General features: G+C 53.4%; 17 protein-coding genes. 16 read left to right on the top strand and 1 reads right to left on the bottom strand.

The window, feature by feature from the left end:
- The first annotated feature begins 8 nt into the window (after positions 1-8).
- The 16 genes from AC0LWF_RS02700 to AC0LWF_RS02775 all read left to right on the top strand — a co-directional run bounded on the left by AC0LWF_RS02700 (position 9) and on the right by AC0LWF_RS02775 (position 16773).
- Positions 9-1265, top strand: a complete 1257-nt coding sequence (locus tag AC0LWF_RS02700; RefSeq protein ID WP_474650019.1) for a M20 family metallo-hydrolase — start codon at positions 9-11, stop codon at positions 1263-1265.
- Positions 1266-1278: 13 nt separating this feature from the next.
- Positions 1279-2643, top strand: coding sequence for an NAD(P)-dependent oxidoreductase (locus tag AC0LWF_RS02705; RefSeq protein ID WP_474650020.1), 1365 nt, complete (start codon positions 1279-1281; stop codon positions 2641-2643).
- A 32-nt stretch (positions 2644-2675) separates the two neighbouring features.
- Entirely contained in the window at positions 2676-3947 is a 1272-nt protein-coding gene (preA, locus tag AC0LWF_RS02710; RefSeq protein ID WP_474650021.1) for an NAD-dependent dihydropyrimidine dehydrogenase subunit PreA, read from the top strand.
- 5 nt (positions 3948-3952) lie between these two features.
- Entirely contained in the window at positions 3953-5347 is a 1395-nt protein-coding gene (gene hydA / locus AC0LWF_RS02715) for a dihydropyrimidinase (protein ID WP_474650022.1), read from the top strand.
- An 18-nt stretch (positions 5348-5365) separates the two neighbouring features.
- On the top strand, positions 5366-5596 hold the full coding sequence (locus AC0LWF_RS02720; protein WP_474650023.1) for a hypothetical protein: 231 nt from the start codon (positions 5366-5368) through the stop codon (positions 5594-5596).
- Positions 5597-5732: 136 nt separating this feature from the next.
- Complete coding sequence (locus tag AC0LWF_RS02725) at positions 5733-6506, top strand: IclR family transcriptional regulator (protein ID WP_474650024.1); 774 nt, start codon at positions 5733-5735, stop codon at positions 6504-6506.
- A 213-nt stretch (positions 6507-6719) separates the two neighbouring features.
- A complete protein-coding gene (locus AC0LWF_RS02730; RefSeq protein ID WP_474650025.1) occupies positions 6720-8675 on the top strand; it encodes a primary-amine oxidase in 1956 nt (651 codons plus the stop codon).
- Positions 8672-9073, top strand: a complete 402-nt coding sequence (locus AC0LWF_RS02735) for a hypothetical protein (protein ID WP_474650026.1) — start codon at positions 8672-8674, stop codon at positions 9071-9073. The genes AC0LWF_RS02730 and AC0LWF_RS02735 overlap by 4 nt, the downstream gene beginning before the upstream one ends.
- A gap of 107 nt (positions 9074-9180) precedes the next feature.
- Positions 9181-10500: an ammonium transporter gene (locus AC0LWF_RS02740; protein WP_474650454.1), complete on the top strand. Its 1320-nt coding sequence runs from the start codon at positions 9181-9183 to the stop codon at positions 10498-10500.
- A gap of 381 nt (positions 10501-10881) precedes the next feature.
- Positions 10882-11772, top strand: a complete 891-nt coding sequence (locus AC0LWF_RS02745; RefSeq protein ID WP_474650027.1) for a phytanoyl-CoA dioxygenase family protein — start codon at positions 10882-10884, stop codon at positions 11770-11772.
- Positions 11773-11909: 137 nt separating this feature from the next.
- Positions 11910-12581, top strand: a complete 672-nt coding sequence (locus tag AC0LWF_RS02750) for a PspA/IM30 family protein (protein ID WP_474650028.1) — start codon at positions 11910-11912, stop codon at positions 12579-12581.
- A gap of 117 nt (positions 12582-12698) precedes the next feature.
- On the top strand, positions 12699-13103 hold the full coding sequence (locus AC0LWF_RS02755) for a DUF350 domain-containing protein (RefSeq protein ID WP_474650029.1): 405 nt from the start codon (positions 12699-12701) through the stop codon (positions 13101-13103).
- Positions 13104-13129: 26 nt separating this feature from the next.
- Positions 13130-13636, top strand: coding sequence for a DUF4178 domain-containing protein (locus AC0LWF_RS02760; RefSeq protein ID WP_474650030.1), 507 nt, complete (start codon positions 13130-13132; stop codon positions 13634-13636).
- Between the two features lie 16 nt (positions 13637-13652).
- Complete coding sequence (locus AC0LWF_RS02765; protein ID WP_474650031.1) at positions 13653-14393, top strand: DUF4247 domain-containing protein; 741 nt, start codon at positions 13653-13655, stop codon at positions 14391-14393.
- 165 nt (positions 14394-14558) lie between these two features.
- The gene (gene lplT / locus AC0LWF_RS02770) at positions 14559-15773 is read left to right on the top strand and encodes a lysophospholipid transporter LplT (RefSeq protein ID WP_474650032.1); all 1215 of its coding nucleotides are present in this window, start codon (positions 14559-14561) and stop codon (positions 15771-15773) included.
- Positions 15774-15879: 106 nt separating this feature from the next.
- Positions 15880-16773, top strand: a complete 894-nt coding sequence (locus AC0LWF_RS02775) for a helix-turn-helix transcriptional regulator (RefSeq protein ID WP_474650033.1) — start codon at positions 15880-15882, stop codon at positions 16771-16773.
- Between the two features lie 103 nt (positions 16774-16876).
- On the opposite strand, the gene AC0LWF_RS02780 is transcribed toward AC0LWF_RS02775, so the two are convergent.
- Positions 16877-18043 (bottom strand): iron-containing alcohol dehydrogenase, encoded by a 1167-nt coding sequence (locus AC0LWF_RS02780; RefSeq protein WP_474650034.1) that lies wholly within the window; start codon positions 18041-18043, stop codon positions 16877-16879.
- Positions 18044-18073 lie beyond the last annotated feature (30 nt).

The following is an 18073-nucleotide window of genomic DNA, read 5'->3' on the forward strand; positions in this document are numbered from 1 at the left end:
GGAGTAAAATGTCAAAAGCCGGTAGTCTGACCATTAACAACGAGCGACTGCACCAGCGGATAGAGGAGCTTGCTCGGATTGGCAAGCTTGGCGATACCGGCGTATGCCGGCTTGCGCTTTCGCCTGAAGACTTGCAAGGCGTGCTGCTGGTGAAGAATTGGATGGAGCAAGCAGGTCTTGCTGCTCGCATAGATGCCTTCGGCAATCTGATCGGCAGATTAGAAGGGAAGGATCCAGGCAAGCCGATACTGATGCTCGGCTCGCATATTGATTCCCAGCCGTATGGCGGCAGGTTTGACGGCGCCATTGGCGTGCTTGGCGCTCTCGAAGCAGTGCAGACGTTGATCGAGCTGGGCGAGCAGCCAGAGCAGCCAATCGAGGTTGTCGCATTCTGCGATGAAGAAGGCTGCCGCTTCAATAAGGGGCTGTTCGGCGTTCGCGGCATGACCGGGAAGCTCGAGGAAGGGGAGCTTGAGCGCCAGGACGGGAGCGGCATGACGCGGCGCGAGGCATTGCTCGCCTTCGGCGGCGATCCGAGCCGCTTCGAGGCAGATCAATATGCTGCTGGTGCCATCGGCGCATTCCTCGAGCTGCACATCGAGCAAGGGCCCGTGCTTGATGCGCGGCAAGAGCCGCTTGGCATCGTGACAGGCATCGCCGGTCCGCTCTGGCTGACAGTGGAGCTGACCGGCTTCGCAGGCCATGCCGGCTCTGTGCCGATGCCGATGCGACGGGATGCGCTTGTTGGCGCCGCTCGCGTCATTACGGCGCTCAATCAGCTTGCGCGCTTAGAAGCAGGAGCGCCGACAGTCGGCACGGTCGGATCGCTATCGGTATTCCCGAACTCGCGGAATATCATCCCCGAGAAGGTGACCTTCACCGTCGATATCCGCGACATCGATATGGCACGGCGAGCCGACCGGGAGAGACAGCTTCGCAATGTGCTTGAAGAGGTGCGCGTTGAACATGGCCTCACGTATACGGTTCGTGAGGATACGAACAATGAAGCGAGATTTTGTGCGGATTGGATAAGGGCGATCATACGCGATGAAGCGACGGGGCTGCTTGGTAACGCGCCGACTGAACTCATGAGCGGACCGTTTCACGATTCTCTCGCACTGTCGTATGTGTGCGATTATGCAATGATTTTTGTTCGCTGCAAGGACGGCATTAGTCATAATCCGCTCGAATATGCTGCCCCGCGTGACATTGAGCTCGGCGCTGAACTGTTATTCAAGTCGATGGTACGTCTTTGCAAAGGGTGAGGAGGTGTAAAACTTGTTTATTTCTGAAGATGCATTGCAGCGCAATTTTGCAGAAGTGAAGCCGGGACTGCGACCGAAGCAGGCGTTCGAGGAGGCGCACCGATGTCTGTATTGCTACGATGCGCCGTGCATTAAGGCATGCCCTACAGGCATTAACATACCGTCCTTCATTAAACGGATTGCGAACAAGAATATGCTAGGCTCCGCCAGGACGATTCTGGAGGCGAACCCGATGGGAGCCAGCTGCGCGCGCGTCTGTCCGACTGAAGAACTGTGCGAAGGGGCTTGTGTGCTGAACGATTCATCGAAGCCGATTCTCATTGGCGATTTGCAGCGGTTTGCAACCGATTGGGCGATCCGCAACAATCAGCAGCTGTTCGCTTCCGGAGAACGTAATGGCCGTACCGTCGCAGTCATCGGAGGTGGTCCGGCAGGGTTGTCCGCAGCGCGTGAGCTGGCGAGGTTCGGTTTTGCCGTTACCGTATATGAGGCGAAGGCGCAAGCAGGCGGGCTGAATACATACGGGATTGTGTCATTTCGTCTGCCGAAGGAAATCGCCCTCTGGGAAGTGGAGCAAGTGCGTAGACTCGGTGTCGATATCCGGACGAACACGGTTGTTGGGCGGGATGTGAAGGCTTCCGAGCTGCTCGGATCGTATGACGCTGTCGTGTTGGCGGTTGGCATGTCCAAGGTGCCGATGATGGGAATTCCCGGCGAGGAGCTTGAAGGTGTCTACGATGCGATTGAGCTTGTTGAGAAGACGAAGGTCTCGCTCTCTGGCGAGCTGAGCGGCCGCCGAGTGGTCGTTATTGGCGCAGGCAATACCGCAATTGACGCAGCAACCTGTTCCGTGCGGATGGGAGCAGAGCATGTAGAGATCTGTTACAGGCGATCCAAGCAGGAGATGACCGCGTATGAATTCGAATACGAATTTGCGAAGAGCGACGGTGTTGCGTTCCGCTGGTTGACGGCTCCCGTACGTATCATTGGCGATGAACATGGTCGCGTGATGGCAATCGAGTGTGTAAGGATGAAGCTGGAACAGGCTGAGAGCGGCAGACGCGCGCGTCCGGTTCCGATTGCTGGAAGCGAATTTACTATTGAGGCAGACGCCATTATCAAGGCTATTGGCCAAACTCGGCATGTCTCGCTAGTAGAGCAATTTCAGCTCGCTCATAAGCGCGGTATAGTATCTATTGATCGAGAGTCGTATCAGACATCGAATCCGAAAGTATTCGCAGCAGGCGATGTCATTTTCGGTGAAGGCCAAGGGGATGCGATGGTCGTATCCGCTGTGCAGCAAGGGAAGCTGGCGGCATTCGCAATTTACAAGCAGCTCGTACTGGACGATCCAGAAGGGGAGCGTCAACAAACGTAAGTCCACATTTCATTGAAGGGCAGGGCGTTCCTATGGCTGATTTGCGCATTAACTTGGCGGGGATCGAATCCCCGAACCCGTTCTGGCTCGCCTCCGCTCCGCCAACCAATACGGGGTATCAGGTGCAGCGGGCTTTCGAAGCCGGCTGGGGAGGTGCGGTGTGGAAGACGCTTGGCGATCCGATCATCAACACCTCCTCCAGGTTCGCGGCCGTACATTTTAACGGACAACGGGTTGCAGGCTTTAACAATATCGAGCTCATTACGGACCGCCCGCTTGATGTCAATTTGAAGGAAATTTACGAAACGAAGAAAAGATTCCCGGACCATGCGCTCGTCGTGTCTCTAATGGTTGAGCCGAAGCGGGAGAAATGGCATGAGATCGTAAAGAAGGTCGAAGCCGTCGGCGTGGACGGGTTGGAGCTGAACTTCGGTTGTCCGCATGGCATGGCGGAGCGGGGGATGGGCTCAGCGTCTGGTCAACAGCCGGATCTCGTGGAGCGACAGACGTACTGGGTGAAAGAAGCCGCCAGGACGCCAGTGATTGTCAAATTGACGCCGAACATCACTGATATCACGGCAACAGCGATTGCGGCAGCGAAAGGCTGCGCGGATGCGATCTCGCTCATCAATACGATCAACTCGCTTGCAGGCGTCGATCTCGACTCCTGGAACACCATTCCGCATGTGGCGGGCAAAGGCTCGCATGGCGGCTACTGCGGTCCTGCCGTGAAGCCGATTGCGCTCAATATGGTGGCGGAATGCGCGCGCAATTCGAAGGTAGGCATCCCGATCTCGGGCATTGGCGGCATCTCGGATTGGAAGGATGCGGTAGAATTTATGCTGATGGGCGCTACCGGTGTGCAAGTGTGCACCGCAGTGATGCACCATGGGTTCCGCATCGTCGAAGAGATGATCGACGGATTGTCCAACTACCTCGACAGCAAAGGGATTCAACGGGTGAGCGACCTTACCGGGCGCGCTGTTCCGCGATATACGGATTGGGGCAACTTGGATCTGAATTATGCGGTTACTGCACGAATCGATACGGACACGTGCATCAATTGCAACAAGTGCTACATTGCCTGTGAGGATACCGCGCATCAATGCATCGAGCGAATTGAAGATTCGGGGGCGAGCTACTTGAGGGTGCGTGAGGAAGACTGCGTAGGCTGCAATCTATGCGCGATTGTTTGTCCGGTAGAAGGTGCAATTGAGATGGTGGATCAGCCATCAGCTGGCGTGCCGATGAGCTGGAATGAGCGGCAGGCGGCGATAGCGAAGCTGAAGATGAAAGGGGCGTAACGCAGATGGCACGGCTCATTACGAACGGTATCGTCGTGACGGCGGCAGATACGATGAAAGCGGATGTGCTTATCGAGAACGGCATCGTGACTGCAATTGGCAGTTCATTATGGCAGCTTGCTCCGCAAGACGCGGAGGTGATTGATGCTGCCGGTTGCTACGTGTTCCCCGGCGGCGTTGATCCGCATACGCATCTGGATATGCCATTCGGCGGCACAGTGACGGCTGACGACTTCGAGACAGGGACAATTGCGGCCGCATTCGGCGGCACAACAACCATCGTTGACTTCTGCCTGACGGAGAAAGGGAAGCCTCTCAGCAGCTCCATTGACGCTTGGCATCGCAAAGCCGAAGGGAAAGCGGTCATTGACTATGGCTTTCACCTGATGATCAGCGAGATCAATGATCAAGTGCTCTCAGAGCTGCCTGACATCATCAAGCTGGATGGCATCACCTCCTTCAAAGTGTTTATGGCGTACAAAAATGTGCTGCAAGCCGATGATGGCATTCTGTATCGGACCCTCCAAAATGCGAAGCAGCATGGCGCGCTCGTTATGGTGCATGCCGAAAATGGCGACGTCATTGATGAACTGATCAAGCAGGCGCTGGCGGCAGGCCGTACGGAGCCAATCTATCATGCGCTGACGCGTCCTTCGATATTGGAGGGCGAGGCGACGGGCAGAGCTGTAAGGCTGACGGCGCTTGCAGATTCTCAGCTTTATGTCGTTCATGTCACTTGCGAGGAAGCCGTGCATCAGATCGCGCAAGGCCGGCTCGAAGGCTATAACGTATGGGGAGAGACGTGTCCGCAATATTTGCTCCTCGATATCACGCAGCTGGAGAAGCCGGATTTTGAAGGGGCAAAGTACGTCTGGTCGCCGCCGCTCCGCGCCAAAGAACACCAGGAAGTGCTGTGGAATGCGTTGAAGAACGGACAGCTGCAAACGGTCGGCTCGGATCAATGCTCATTCAATTTCAAAGGGCAGAAGGAGCTTGGCGCAGCGGACTTCAGCAAAATCCCGAATGGCGGTCCGATTATCGAAGACCGCTTCAGCTTGCTCTACTCGGAAGGGGTCGGTAAAGGCCGGCTGACGCTTAATCAATTCGTCGAAGTAATCGCAACGCGCGCGGCGAAGCTGTTCGGGGTCTTCCCGCAGAAAGGAACGATAGCGGTCGGCAGCGATGCCGATATCGTCATCTTTGATCCGTCTGTCGAGCGGGTCATCTCCGCGCAAACCCATCATATGAATGTCGATTACAACCCGTTCGAAGGATTAGCTGTGACAGGCGAGCCTATTTCTGTTCTCAGTCGTGGCGAGTTCGTTATTCGGGATCGGCAGTTTGTCGGCACGAAGGGAAGCGGCAAGTTTCTACACCGTAAGACGTTCGGAGCTTCTTAATAAGGGAGGAGACCTCTTATGTCGGATTTTCAAGATTTTCTGGCGGAAAAGAATGCGATAGACGGGTACTTGGAGCAAGATTATCGCATCGTTGGGGTGACTGAGGAGCTGAATGGCGATAGGCTGCGGCTTCAGCCCCCGTCCGGTGCGCCGGATAGCAAGCCGGTCACGCTTCTAATCCAGAATGCGAATGCTCGCAAGTATTGGTCGACTCTGCTGTTTGCAAGCTCGGAGTCGGATGATTTGTAATTGTCTGATCTGCGGTGAGAGCGTAAGCATTTGAACCTTTTCCCATTATGCGGGAAAAGGTTCTTTTGTTTGCGGCTGCTTTTGATATAATGATGTCAACAAAGTTAACGTGAAACTCTGTCGCGAGGTGATCAGCATGTCCGGTGTCATTGGCAAAGCGATCGATATTCTGGATGCGCTCGTTCCGCAAGGGATGGAGAAGGAGCTCAGTGTGACGGAGATTAGCAAGCAGCTGGATATGCCCGTTCAGAGCGCGCATCGGATACTAAATACGCTCACCCAGTACGGCTTTGTCACCCAGAATAGCCGAACGAAGAAGTATAAGCTCGGCCTCTCGCTCATGAAATATGGCTTTCTGATGTGGGACAGTCTGATGTTCCGTTCCGTCGCGCGGCCCTACATCGAAGAGCTATCACAGAAAACACGGGAAACCGTATATCTCGCAAGCCGCGAAAACAATGAAGGTGTCTACATCGACTCAATCGATTCCCCGCAAATCCTCAAAATCTCCGAGCCGATCGGGCTTCGGCTCCCGCTCTACATCGGCGCATCCAACCGGGTCATTCTCGCGTACATGCCTCTCAAACTGCAAGAACAGCTGCTTCGGGGGATCGATTGGACGAAAGCGCCTTCACTAAAGCCGCTAACACCGGAGTATGTCAAAGCGGATTTGCAGCGGATCCGGGCGCAAGGCTACAGCGTTACTACGGGGGAGGCGACGGAAGGGACGACAGGAATCGCAGCGCCGATTTTCTCCTATGAGCGCACCGTTGTCGGGTCTATCAACGTCGCAGGACCGGAGCTGCGGTTCCAAGCCGATACAATTGAGAAGTACAGCTATTATGTCAAGAAATATGCGGGTCTGATCTCAGCTGAGCTCGGCTATTCGGGCAGCTCCGAACGGGCGTAACTTTAGCGAACGGTCCAGATATCTCCGGTGCACCTCCTTAAGGTAGGGGATGCCGGAGATTTTTTTATGTAAAATTTATGTGTCTTCCCATTATTCGGGAAATGGCTATTTGGAGTGCCCAGGTTTGTTTCTATAATGTGAGGTAACCTCACCTCGATCTTTCGCGAGTTTCGCTGCAGGATTGTGGAGGCATTTGGCAGGAGAAAGAGAGGAATGGAGATGGAACTCATACAGAAACAGAAGGTGAAGCACCCGCTTGAGCCGCTAAGCACTGAAGAGATTGCGCTTGCCGTGAAGGTGCTGAGAGAGACGAAGCATCTCGGCGCATTCGACCGGTTCGTATCTGTCATGCTGAAGGAGCCGAAGAAGAACGACGTGATCGTCTTCGATAACTCGAAGACGATCGAACGGGAAGCAGCCATCATTATTCTGAACAATGCGCAGAATGCTTGTTTTGAAGCGACCGTCTCGCTCACAAGCGAAGCAGTCATATCATGGGTGCATGTTCCGGGCGTGCAGCCGACAATTATGCTAGATGAGCAGATTGAGTGCGAAATCGCGGTCAAGGAAGATGCGGCGTTTCAGGCCGCGCTTTCCAGGCTTGGCGTGACGGACGCTTCGCTCGTCATGGTCGACCTTTGGTCTGCTGGTAACTTCGGAGGTGCCTATGAGAATTCTCGACGAATCGCAAGGCCGCTGTGCTTCCTGCGAAGCAAGCCAGGTGAGAACGGCTATGCGCGACCGCTAGGCATTATCCCAGTTGTCGACTTGAACGAAATGAAGGTGCTTCAGGTCGAGGAGCATCCTTACAAGGCGATTCCGTCACAGCCGGCTCATTATGCGCTCTCTGAGACAGGACCGTTGCGCGCTGATTTGAAGCGGATAGACATTACACAGCCGGATGGCCCGAGCTTTGCGATAGACAGCCATGAAGTGAATTGGCAGAAGTGGAATCTTCGTGTCGGCTTTAATAGCAGAGAAGGGTTGACGATTCACACAGTCAGTTATAACGATGGCGGAACGAAGCGTCCTGTACTTTACAGGGCGGCATTATCGGAAATGGTAGTGCCCTATGGAGATCCCGGACCTACGCAGAACCGCAAGAATGCGTTCGACAGCGGCGAGTATGGGATCGGACAATTGGCGAATAGCCTGGAGCTGGGCTGCGATTGCGTCGGTTATATTCGCTATTTGGACGCAGCAATGACGAACAGCCGCGGTGATACCGTTGTTATCAAGAACGCGATCTGCATGCATGAGGAGGACTACGGCATCCTGTGGAAGCACACGGACTGGCGTACGAATGAAGTCGAGGTCAGACGTTCGCGCAGACTCGTCATTTCGTCGATTTCTACGGTCGCCAATTATGAATATGGCTTCTTCTGGTATTTCTATCAGGACGGCAACATCGAATTTCAAGTGAAGCTGACCGGCATTCTGTCCGTCGGTTGTCTAACTGATGGCGAGAAGCCTCTGTACGGCACGATGGTAGCGCCTGAACTCTATGCACCGAATCATCAACACTTCTTCAATGTGCGGCTTGACCTTCAGATTGACGGGAACGAGAACTCCGTATACGAAGTCGATACAGTGCCTGCTCCTCTTGGGCCGGAGAATCCGATGAGCAACGCGTTCACGGCGAAGTCGACGCTGCTTGCTGCGGAGAACGAGGCTGTGCGGGATTTGAAGCTGGAGACGGCACGTTACTGGAAATTCGTTAACGACAATGTGAAGAATGATATGAATCAATCCGTAGGTTACAAAATCGTCCCTGGCGAGAACTGCTTCCCCTTCGCCGCGCCGGAGTCCGATCTCATCAAGCGTGCCGGATTCATTACGCACCATATGTGGGTGACGCCTTACGATCCAGATGAACTGTATGCAGCAGGCAAATACCCGAATCAACATGCAGGCGGCGACGGTTTGGCGAAGTGGTCCAAGCAGAACCGTTCTGTGGAGAACACGGACATCGTCGTCTGGTACACGATGGGCCACAATCATATCCCGCGTCCGGAGGATTGGCCGGTCATGCCTGCGGCGTATACTGGATTTCTGCTGAAGCCAAGCGGCTTCTTCAATTGCAGCCCGGCGCTCGACGTGCCTCCGACTTTGAAGAAAACGGCAGTAAGTGGAGGCGATACCTGCTGCTCGAGGGAGGGGCATGGATGAAAGTAAGCCGCGCAGCGATAAAAGGAGAAGAGAATCGCTTGTTTGCGCTATCGACCGTACCGGTAGCGCTTATGCTGCTCATTCATGGCATCCATCTGCTGCTCGCACCGGCACTTGCAGCAATTGGCCTTGGTGCAGCGGCGATGCATCATGCGCACCAGCATGAGATGGACTCCTCGATGGCGATGTCCATGCCGATGACCGGAGCAGGCAGCTCGCTGTCTTGGTTGACCGCTTTGCTAATGATCTTGAACGGCATCGCGATCTACTGCGCTTGCCGAATGCTGTACCGGATGGTGAAGCAGCGCGAGACGGGAAGAACACACGCAGCAAGGTTAAAGGCTGCGGTGTCAGTACTATCCATTCTGATTGGAATTGCGACTTTCGTTGTCATGTAAATGATGGAATGATGGAGGCGATGCGAATGAATAGAAGGAAGGGTTACTTATCGTTGTCGATGGCGGTCCGAATTGGACTCGCGGTTATCGCGTTATGGTGTTTAACGATGACCTCCGTGTTTGCGGAAGAAGCGGCTGCGCCTGTTGTGGATACAGGCGATACCGCATGGATGCTGATTTCCTCGGCGATCGTCATGTTCATGTTCGTCCCGGGGCTTGCGCTATTCTATGGCGGGATGGTCAGCTCGCGTAATGTGCTCTCGACGATGATGTACAGCTTAAGCAGCATGCTCGTCGTTAGTATCGTATGGGTGCTGTGCGCCTACACGCTTGCGTTCGGACCTGATGTAGGCGGCTTGATTGGCAAGCTAGATTTTTCCATGTTTAACGGGGTGAGCGGAGATCCGGCAGGCACGATGACGATTCCTCATTTCATCTTTGCGATCTTCCAGTGCTTGTTCGCCGCGATTACCGTTGCTCTAATCTCCGGTGCAGCTGCGGAACGGATTCGGCTGTCGGCATGGGTGATTTTCTCGGTGCTGTGGGTCATCTTCGTGTATGCGCCGATGGCGCACTGGACATGGGGCGGCGGCTGGCTCATGCAGCTGGGCGGGCTTGATTTTGCCGGAGGAACGGTCGTTCATATTCTTTCAGGCGTCAGTGCGCTCGTCGTTGCACTCATGATCGGGCCGCGTGAAGGCTTCCCGCATCAAAAGGAATCGATGCACAATGTCATCTTATTCTTCATTGGCGGCATGTCGCTATGGTTTGGCTGGATGGGCTTCAACGGCGGCAGCGCACTTGCTTCAAATTCTCTTGCAACGCTCGCCTACGCAACGACACATATGGCTGCCGCAGCAGGCGGTATCGCATGGATGGCGATTGAATGGTACAAACGAGGCAAGCCGACGCTCGTTGGTACTGTCACAGGTGTTATTGCCGGACTCATCGCCATAACTCCGGCGGCAGGGTTCGTCTCCGTCGCATCTTCACTTCCGATTGGAGCTATCGCGAGCATCGTCTGCTACTTCGGCGTTCATTTCCTCAAGTCTCGCTTTAACTATGACGATACGCTTGATGTGTTTGGCCTGCACGGTTTGGGCGGCATCTGGGGGGCTCTTGCAACAGGCATTTTCGCCAGCAAAACGGTCAATCCGGCCGGCAATGACGGACTGCTCTTCGGCAATCCGAAGCAGGTGCTCATTCAACTGCTCGATGTTGGCGTGGCGATCGTGCTCGCTGCTGTTGGCACCTACGTGCTGCTAAAGGTTATCAGCCTCTTTGTTCCCCTTCGCGTAGCTAAAGATCAGGAAGAGGTAGGGCTCGACATCAGCTTGCACGGGGAGAATGCGTATAAGGCACCTTCGCCAACTCCTGTGGTAGCAGTATCTAATCGGCAGTCGTCGCCAGCGCTTGTTGGCGATTGATGCGAATTGTTACTCATCAAATGAAATTGAGTATTAATTGTACCGATAATCTTGATAATCCGAAGGAACTGCTTCTTCTGGCGGTTCCTTCGGTTGCGTTGCTTAAGACATTCGGGGAGGGCTGGAGAGTGAGCTTATTCGATCTCTTGCGGGGAGTTTCGAGCATTATGCGAGGGATTTTCGAACTGAGAGCGCATATATGTTCTCAGGTCGCCTGAAACGATAAACTCAATCACATATCGACTTATCCTTGATTCTGAAGATCCTCTGTGCTGACGGAGGATCTTTTTGTGAGTTTGCGCGTTTGCACAAAGACAAACTAGCTGCGGCAGTTTATACTTGGGCTATGCGATGCTTCAAAATATTGGGAGGCGTAAGCGGATGAGCACAACAGTCGTAAAGATGGGAACGCGGGAGCTGGTCATGAACGGGCCGTACATGACGGAGCTGCGTGAATCAAATGATATACTGGATGACGAGGCTGCGCTTCGCAGCAGGCTGAAGGAAGACGGGTATTTGTTCATCCGCGGCTTTCATGACCGTGCGAAGGTGCAGCAAGCAAGGCTAGCATACTTGCAGCGTATAGCGGAGCAGGGAAAGCTGATGGCTGGAACGGCGATTGAGGATGGCATCATCAACTCGCACAATAAAAGCGCTGCCTTCTTGGGCAGCGAGAATCAACCGCAGAAGCTGCTCGAAGTTGTCAACAGCGAGTCGACCATGCAATTTTTCGACAGATTTCTAGGCGGGCCATCGCTTACCTATGATTACAAGTGGGTGCGGGCAGTCGGCACCGGCGACTTTACTGGCGCGCATTACGATATCGTGTACATGGGACGCGGCACCAAGAACCTGTACACGCTATGGACGCCTCTTGATGATATCTCCTATGAGCTAGGGGGACTTGCGATTCTGCTTGGATCGCAGCATTTTGACCGCGTTCGTGAAACCTATGGCCAGATGGATGTCGACCGCGATCGCGTCGACGGCTGGTTCGCGGATGATCCGCTCGAGTTGATCGAGAAGTTTGGCGGCAAATGGGCGACAGCGGAATTCAGAGCAGGCGACGCGCTGATCTTCGGTATGTACACGATGCATGGCTCGCTGACGAATCAGACGAACCGCTACCGATTTAGTGCGGATACCAGATACCAGCTGCAGAGCGAACCGGTTGATGAACGCTGGATCGGCGCCAAGCCGAAGGGCCATTACGGCTGGCATGCAGGTCCGACGATCAGTATGGAGGAAGCGCGGACGAAATGGGGCGTATAACAGCTGCAACTGCCGTTTTCTTGCAGAGACCGGTTATGATAAATTAAATAAATAATTTCTGAAACATCTTGCTGGATGTGCCGTATACAAAAGCATGAACGAAAGACGAACATCATTTTCGAGGAGGAACTTGAACCATGTCTGTATTTAAACGATTGCGAGATCTTACACTGTCGAACGTATATTCATTAATTGAGAAAGCGGAGGATCCGATTAAGCTAACCGACCAGTATATCCGCGATATGCAAGAGGATCTCGAGGACGCGGAGAAAGCAGTAGCTTCGCAAATTGCCATTGAGAAGAAGTTCAAACAATTGTATGAGGAGCAAGACGCTCTCGTTACGAAGCGTGAAGAGCAGGCGCATACGGCTGCATCGCTTCAGAACATCGAGCTTGCCCGCCGAGCTCTGGAAGAGAAGAGAGCAGCCGAGCAGAAGCGTAATGAGTACAAGGCGAGCTTCGATCAGAACAAAGCGGCAGCCGACAATCTTCGTGCCAAGCTTACTGAAATGCGCGGCCAGCTGACAGAGATGAAGAACAAGCGTGAGACGCTCGTGGCGCGTTACCAAGCAGCGAAGGCGCAAGCGGATATTAACAAGTCGATGGCAGGATTCAGCTCCGATACAGCAATGGCTGGTTTGAAGCGCATGGAAGAGAAGATGCTCCAAGCTGAGGCAATGGCAGAGGCGAGCAATGAGATGAACAGCAAGGCCAAATCGCTTGACGATGAATTCGAAGCGCTCGGCAAGAACAAGGAAGTCGATGATGAGCTTGCGGCGCTGATGAAGAAGTACGAGAACAAAGAGTAGCTAGGTGCTGGTGAAGGAAGAACGTCTGCAGGCAAGTCTGGGTCATTCCAGGGCGCCGAGCGACGTTTTTTCTTTGCATAGTAGATGAGTTCATATTGATGATGGAGGATCAATCCGATGACATTAGATGAGATGCTAGGTATTCTGGTATGGACAGGCGCAGGTGCTGTGCTGCTGATCGTGCTGATGGCGATCGATTCATTTTTTACGCGTTATAAGGATTTGGAAGAGATCAAGAAGGGGAATGTGGCGGTGACGAGCCGATTCATCATGAAACTGCTTGCACAAGCATATATTCTGGCGCAATCCATCTCAAGCTCGGATCATCTAGGCGATGCGCTGCTGGCATCGGTCATTTCCTTCGTCATCCTGCTGCTCATTGAGAGCTTGGTTGAAGTCGCGCTTAGAGCGACGGTCTCCCTTGACCTCGGCGAAGGCACGAAGGAAGGTAAGATGTCGCATGCGCTTCTGGCGGGCTCGCTGCATGTCGCAGGGGCGCTCGTTATCGGTTCGTGTCTATAAACTTGAACATTAGGGAGTAATCACTCATGGGTTTATTCAAACGAATAAAAAATATTATGGCGAAGCCGGAGCCGCCGCGTGCGGAGAAGAGCATGCTAACGATCGGGCCTGGTGACGTGTGTGAAGTGTCGCTTGTCACCTACCAAGTGGTCGGCCGACTGCATAACCGCCAGCGGAACATCGTAGTGCTTACGCTGCAGGATGGTTCAGCAATCAGTTACTTGACCATTGAGGAGCGGGAACGGACAGAGTTCGCGCTGTATGCGCCGATTGACGGCAGACTCGATTCCGTTGAAGAAGTGCCGACAGAGCTGGAGCTGGATGGCCGTATGTATTATCTAGAGGAACAATATTCCGGTTTTGTCGTGACGACTGGCCGAACACCGTTCTTGCAGGGCGGCGAGCAATACGTGTGGCAGTTTCAGTCCGATGATATGAAGCTACTGCGCATAGAGTGGCAGGACGGACGGTTTATGCTGTACGAAGGTGAAGATGTGTTGTCAGCCGATGTGCGCGTTCTCCGCGGCAGTTAGGAGTGGATGAGCTAAAGTGCGAATTCATCGATCTTATTTGATCAAAATATTGCTTGTCATCTCGCTGATCTTCCCGCTGCTTGCCGCTTGCGGAATCACGGACACGATTCAAGAGAAATATCCGCTCGAATCGGTGAACGGCAGCGGCTCGCAGACATCCTATGTGTACCGGGCTGCAGGAGTCAGCGTTCCGGAAGTGGCGAAGGCGCTCATTGATGAGTCGAAGCCGCAGCAGCAGTCGCCTGAGAAGACGGATCATATGTTTCTTGTCTACTCGGACAAGATCATCCATCTGCAGCAGGATACGAAGAAGACTGAGGATACGCTCATCGAGGTCGATTCCAAGGAGTATGTTCGCAACAATTACAGCTCCAGCTTCCTTGAAGGGTATCTGATTGCAAGCCTGCTTGGTGATCTCTTCGATAATGGCCGCTACGGGCATGGCACTTACCGCGGCTATGACGATCGGGACAAGTACAAGCCGAAGAGCGGCAATTATCACGCTCCGACGACGCAAGAGAAGAAAGCAATTCCGCCGATGACAGTGAACCGGACCGGTTCGATCTTCAAGCGCTCGAAGAATGCGGATACGAGCAGAGTAGGCGAGGGCGGTCTATTTAATAAAGCACCTCCGAAATCATCCGGATCTATTACGCGAGGCTCGGATAGTGATAAGAAATCAAGCTCGTTCACGCCGCCAAGGAAGTCAAAGCCGAAGACGCGAGTTGGATTCGGACGTGTGAAGAGGCGCAGATAGGAAGTATAATAGCAAGAAAAGAACAGCAAGAACGGCATGGTTGGGCGATAGCGCCTTGCGGATGCCGTTCTTTTTTTTGTAACTTTATGTTCGGGAGTGAAATGGTATATGATGAAAAAATGATGATTTTGCATAATGCTCCAAACAGGAAGGAGAACTAATGGGATGAAACGGATATTGTCACCGCTGAATACGGTGGTGCTCACGCAGTTTTTAAGTGCGTTCGCGGATAATTTGAACTTTTTTCTCATCGTAGGGATGGTCAAGCGCCAAGGGGTTGAGAACCCTGATATTGCGGTCAACTATATTCAGATCGCTTTTCTTTGTGCTTACGTATTTCTTGCTCCGATTGTCGGCGCGTTCGCTGACAAGAAGGCGAAATCGCATGTATTGCTGCTTGGAAATGTATTGAAGGCGATCGGAATTGCGATGCTTCTGTTTCACTTGCCGCCGGCGCTGTGCTATATGTTCGTCGGGATCGGTGCGGTCGTCTACTCGCCGGGCAAGTACGGTATACTAACCGAGCTTACTTCAACAGAGGATGAGCTGCTCCGTGCGAATGCCAAAGTGGAAGGCTCTACGATACTCGCGATTCTGCTCGGTACAGTGGCAGGGGGCTTCTTAGCAGAAAGCTCCGACATGCCGGCGATTATCACTTGTCTCGGCGTCTATCTGGTGTCGCTGTTCATGACGTTCATGATTCCGGCAAAAGCTGGCGACAAATCGATTAAGTATGGACCTGAAGCGATGCAGTTTCTACGCGATGTATCGCTGCTGTTCCGCAACCCGCGGGCGCGGTTTTCCTTGATCGGCACCGGCTCGTTCTGGCTGACAGCTGCTGTGCTGCGTATTGCTCTTATCGCGTGGTTGCCGCTCAACCTGGGCATTGAAGATACAGACCAGCAGTCGATGATGATTGGCATCACGGCAATCGGCGTCGTCTTCAGCGCATTCTTGACCCCGCGCTTCGTGCCTGCAGGCAAGCTGCACCGAGCTTTTTATTTCGGGCTATTCATGGTGGCATCGGTGATGGTGGCGTCGTTTACGTATGTGTTATGGCTAACGATTGCGCTGCTCTTCTTAATTGGTCTTTTCGGCGGCATCTTCGTCATTCCGCTCAATACGATGCTGCAGGAGGAAGGCAAGTCGCTTATCGGCTCTGGCAAAACAATTGCCGTTCAGAACTTCAGCGAGAACATTCTTACGGTTACCGGCTTGTGCATCTATTTGACGCTTAGCCAGATGCATGTATCCGTGAATGGCTCCGTTATTGGCATCGGGCTTGTGCTGCTTCTATTCATTCTCTTCTTGGCGACGCAGCTTTCCGGCATTCGCGGAACTAGGGGACAGGCCGCAGCGCTTCATGAGCAGCAACAATAAGGAATTACCGTGACAGAAGCTTAGGTAGTATCAATTGGCTATATCTCGATTGTCAATTGTCTGCTAAACTATACGGACGTTACTATTTTTGTAGGAGGCTTCACTCGTGTCGTCGGAACCGCTGCTTACATTTCTATCACCGCCGCTTCCTTATTTTATTGAGTCTAACCGAACTACATATCAGCCGGGTGGCGAGCATCCGAACCGCCGAAATATCGGTGTGTTCGATCTGTTATTCGTACATAGCGGAAAGCTGTATATTGGCGAGGAATCTCATATTTGGGAAGTCGGACCGGGCCAGATGCTCATTCTAAGGCCGGACAAATGGCATTATCCGACGAAGCCGTGCACGGAGGAAACCGTGTTCGATTGGGTACATTTCCAAACGGCAGGACCGTGGGAAGAGCTAAGCGATATCAATTGCGGCACGCTCCGCGGCGATTATTACTCCTATGCGATCCGGTTGCCGAAGACGATGTCATTCTCATATCCGCAAGAAGTTATCACATTGTTCGGGAAGCTTCATGAAGCCGCGCTTGGCACGTCGCATGCTGCGTTCTGGCAGCGCCAGCAATGGTTTCTGCATCTGCTGCAGCTATTCGATGAAGGCTGGCGAAGCGATGCGGCTAAAGCGCCGATTGCTGTTGCGGAAGAGGCTGCTGCGTATTTGAAGATGCATTTCCGGACAACGGTGACCAACGGCAAGCTTGGCGAAGTGCTGGGGCTTCATCCTAACTATATCGCGCGCTGCATGAGCGATGTGTTCGACTGTACGCCGCAGCAATATTTGCTCTCTTACCGGATGGATCAGGCGAAGCTCATGCTGATGAAGACGAATTGGCCGATTTCGCGAATAGCGGATGAGACCGGATTCAAGCAGACGCCGCATTTCTCGCGTTCGTTCGCGGAGCATGTCGGCATTACGCCGCTGTCTTACCGCAAACGCTTCACAGGCGGTGCGAGCACCAAGCACGCTGAGCCGCGCGAGGACGGATATTAACGCCATCATTCATTCCATGTAAAAAAAAGGTCGTCCCTTATTGAGGGACGGCCTCTTTATTTGCATTTTAATTGATTGCTACGTCCACGCAATTGCAAGTCGACTACAGCGCTAGTTCAAGAATCTGTCTAACATCCTCTTGCTGCAGCTTCTTGTAGTTGCCGAGCGGTCCGAATAGTACCGCTTCTCTCGCCATGACATCGAGATTCTCGCTGCCGATGTTGTAGTGTGAGAGCGTTGCAGGAGCGCCAATGCGATTGAAGAACTCGCGAGTCGCTTCAATGCCGGCAAGCGCCAGTTCATCATCCGACTTTGATCCGCGCTCGATTCCCCATACCCGCTCCGCAAATTGCGTGAAGCGGTCGATCCGCTCTTTATACACGTATTTCATCCAGTTCGGGAACAAGATGGACAAGCCTGAGCCATGCGGAATGTCATAGATCGCGCTAACCTCGTGTTCGATGCCATGCGAAGCCCAGTCGTTCTGCGTGCCGACACTGATCAAGCCGCCGTTCAGCGCCATCGTGCCGCACAGCATCAAGTTCGAGCGCGCGTCGTAATCGTTCGGATTCTCGAGCGCTTTCTCTGCATTCTCAATAACCGTGAGCAGCACGGATTCACAGAGACGCTCCTGAAGCGGCGCGTTCTCTGTCAGCGTGAAGTATTGTTCAAATACGTGCGACATAATGTCAACGACACCATTGACGGTTTGGTCGCGCGGTACGGAGTAAGTCAACGTTGGATCGAGAATAGAGAAACGCGGATAGACATGCTGGCTGCCGAAAGCGCGCTTCTGCTTCGTTTCCCAGTTCGAGATAACGGCGTTGCCGTTCATCTCCGAGCCGGTTGCCGACAGCGTCAGAATCGTGCCGATCGGAAGGGCTTCCTGGATTTGCGCCTTTTGCATCAAGAAATCCCATACATCGCCATCATACAGCGCGCCTGCAGCTATCGCCTTAGCTGCGTCAATAACGCTGCCGCCGCCAACGGCCAGAATCAGGTCGACCTTCTCGCTGCGGCACAGCTCGATGCCTTTATTTACGGATGTCAGGCGTGGATTCGGCTCAACACCAGCTAGTTCTACAACCTTCGCGTCAATGGAATTCAATTGGGCCAACACTTCATCGTACAAACCGCTGCGTTTAATGCTGCCGCCTCCATAGACGAGCAGAATCGTTTTGCCATATGGCGCAACCAAGCTAGCGAGCTGGTTTACCGTGCCTTGACCGAATACGATATTGGTCGAATTTTGAAATGAGAAAGAATTCATGGGAAGCCCCCTTGGTCAATTTAACATCCA

This window comes from Paenibacillus sp. sgz302114 (genome assembly GCF_056120345.1).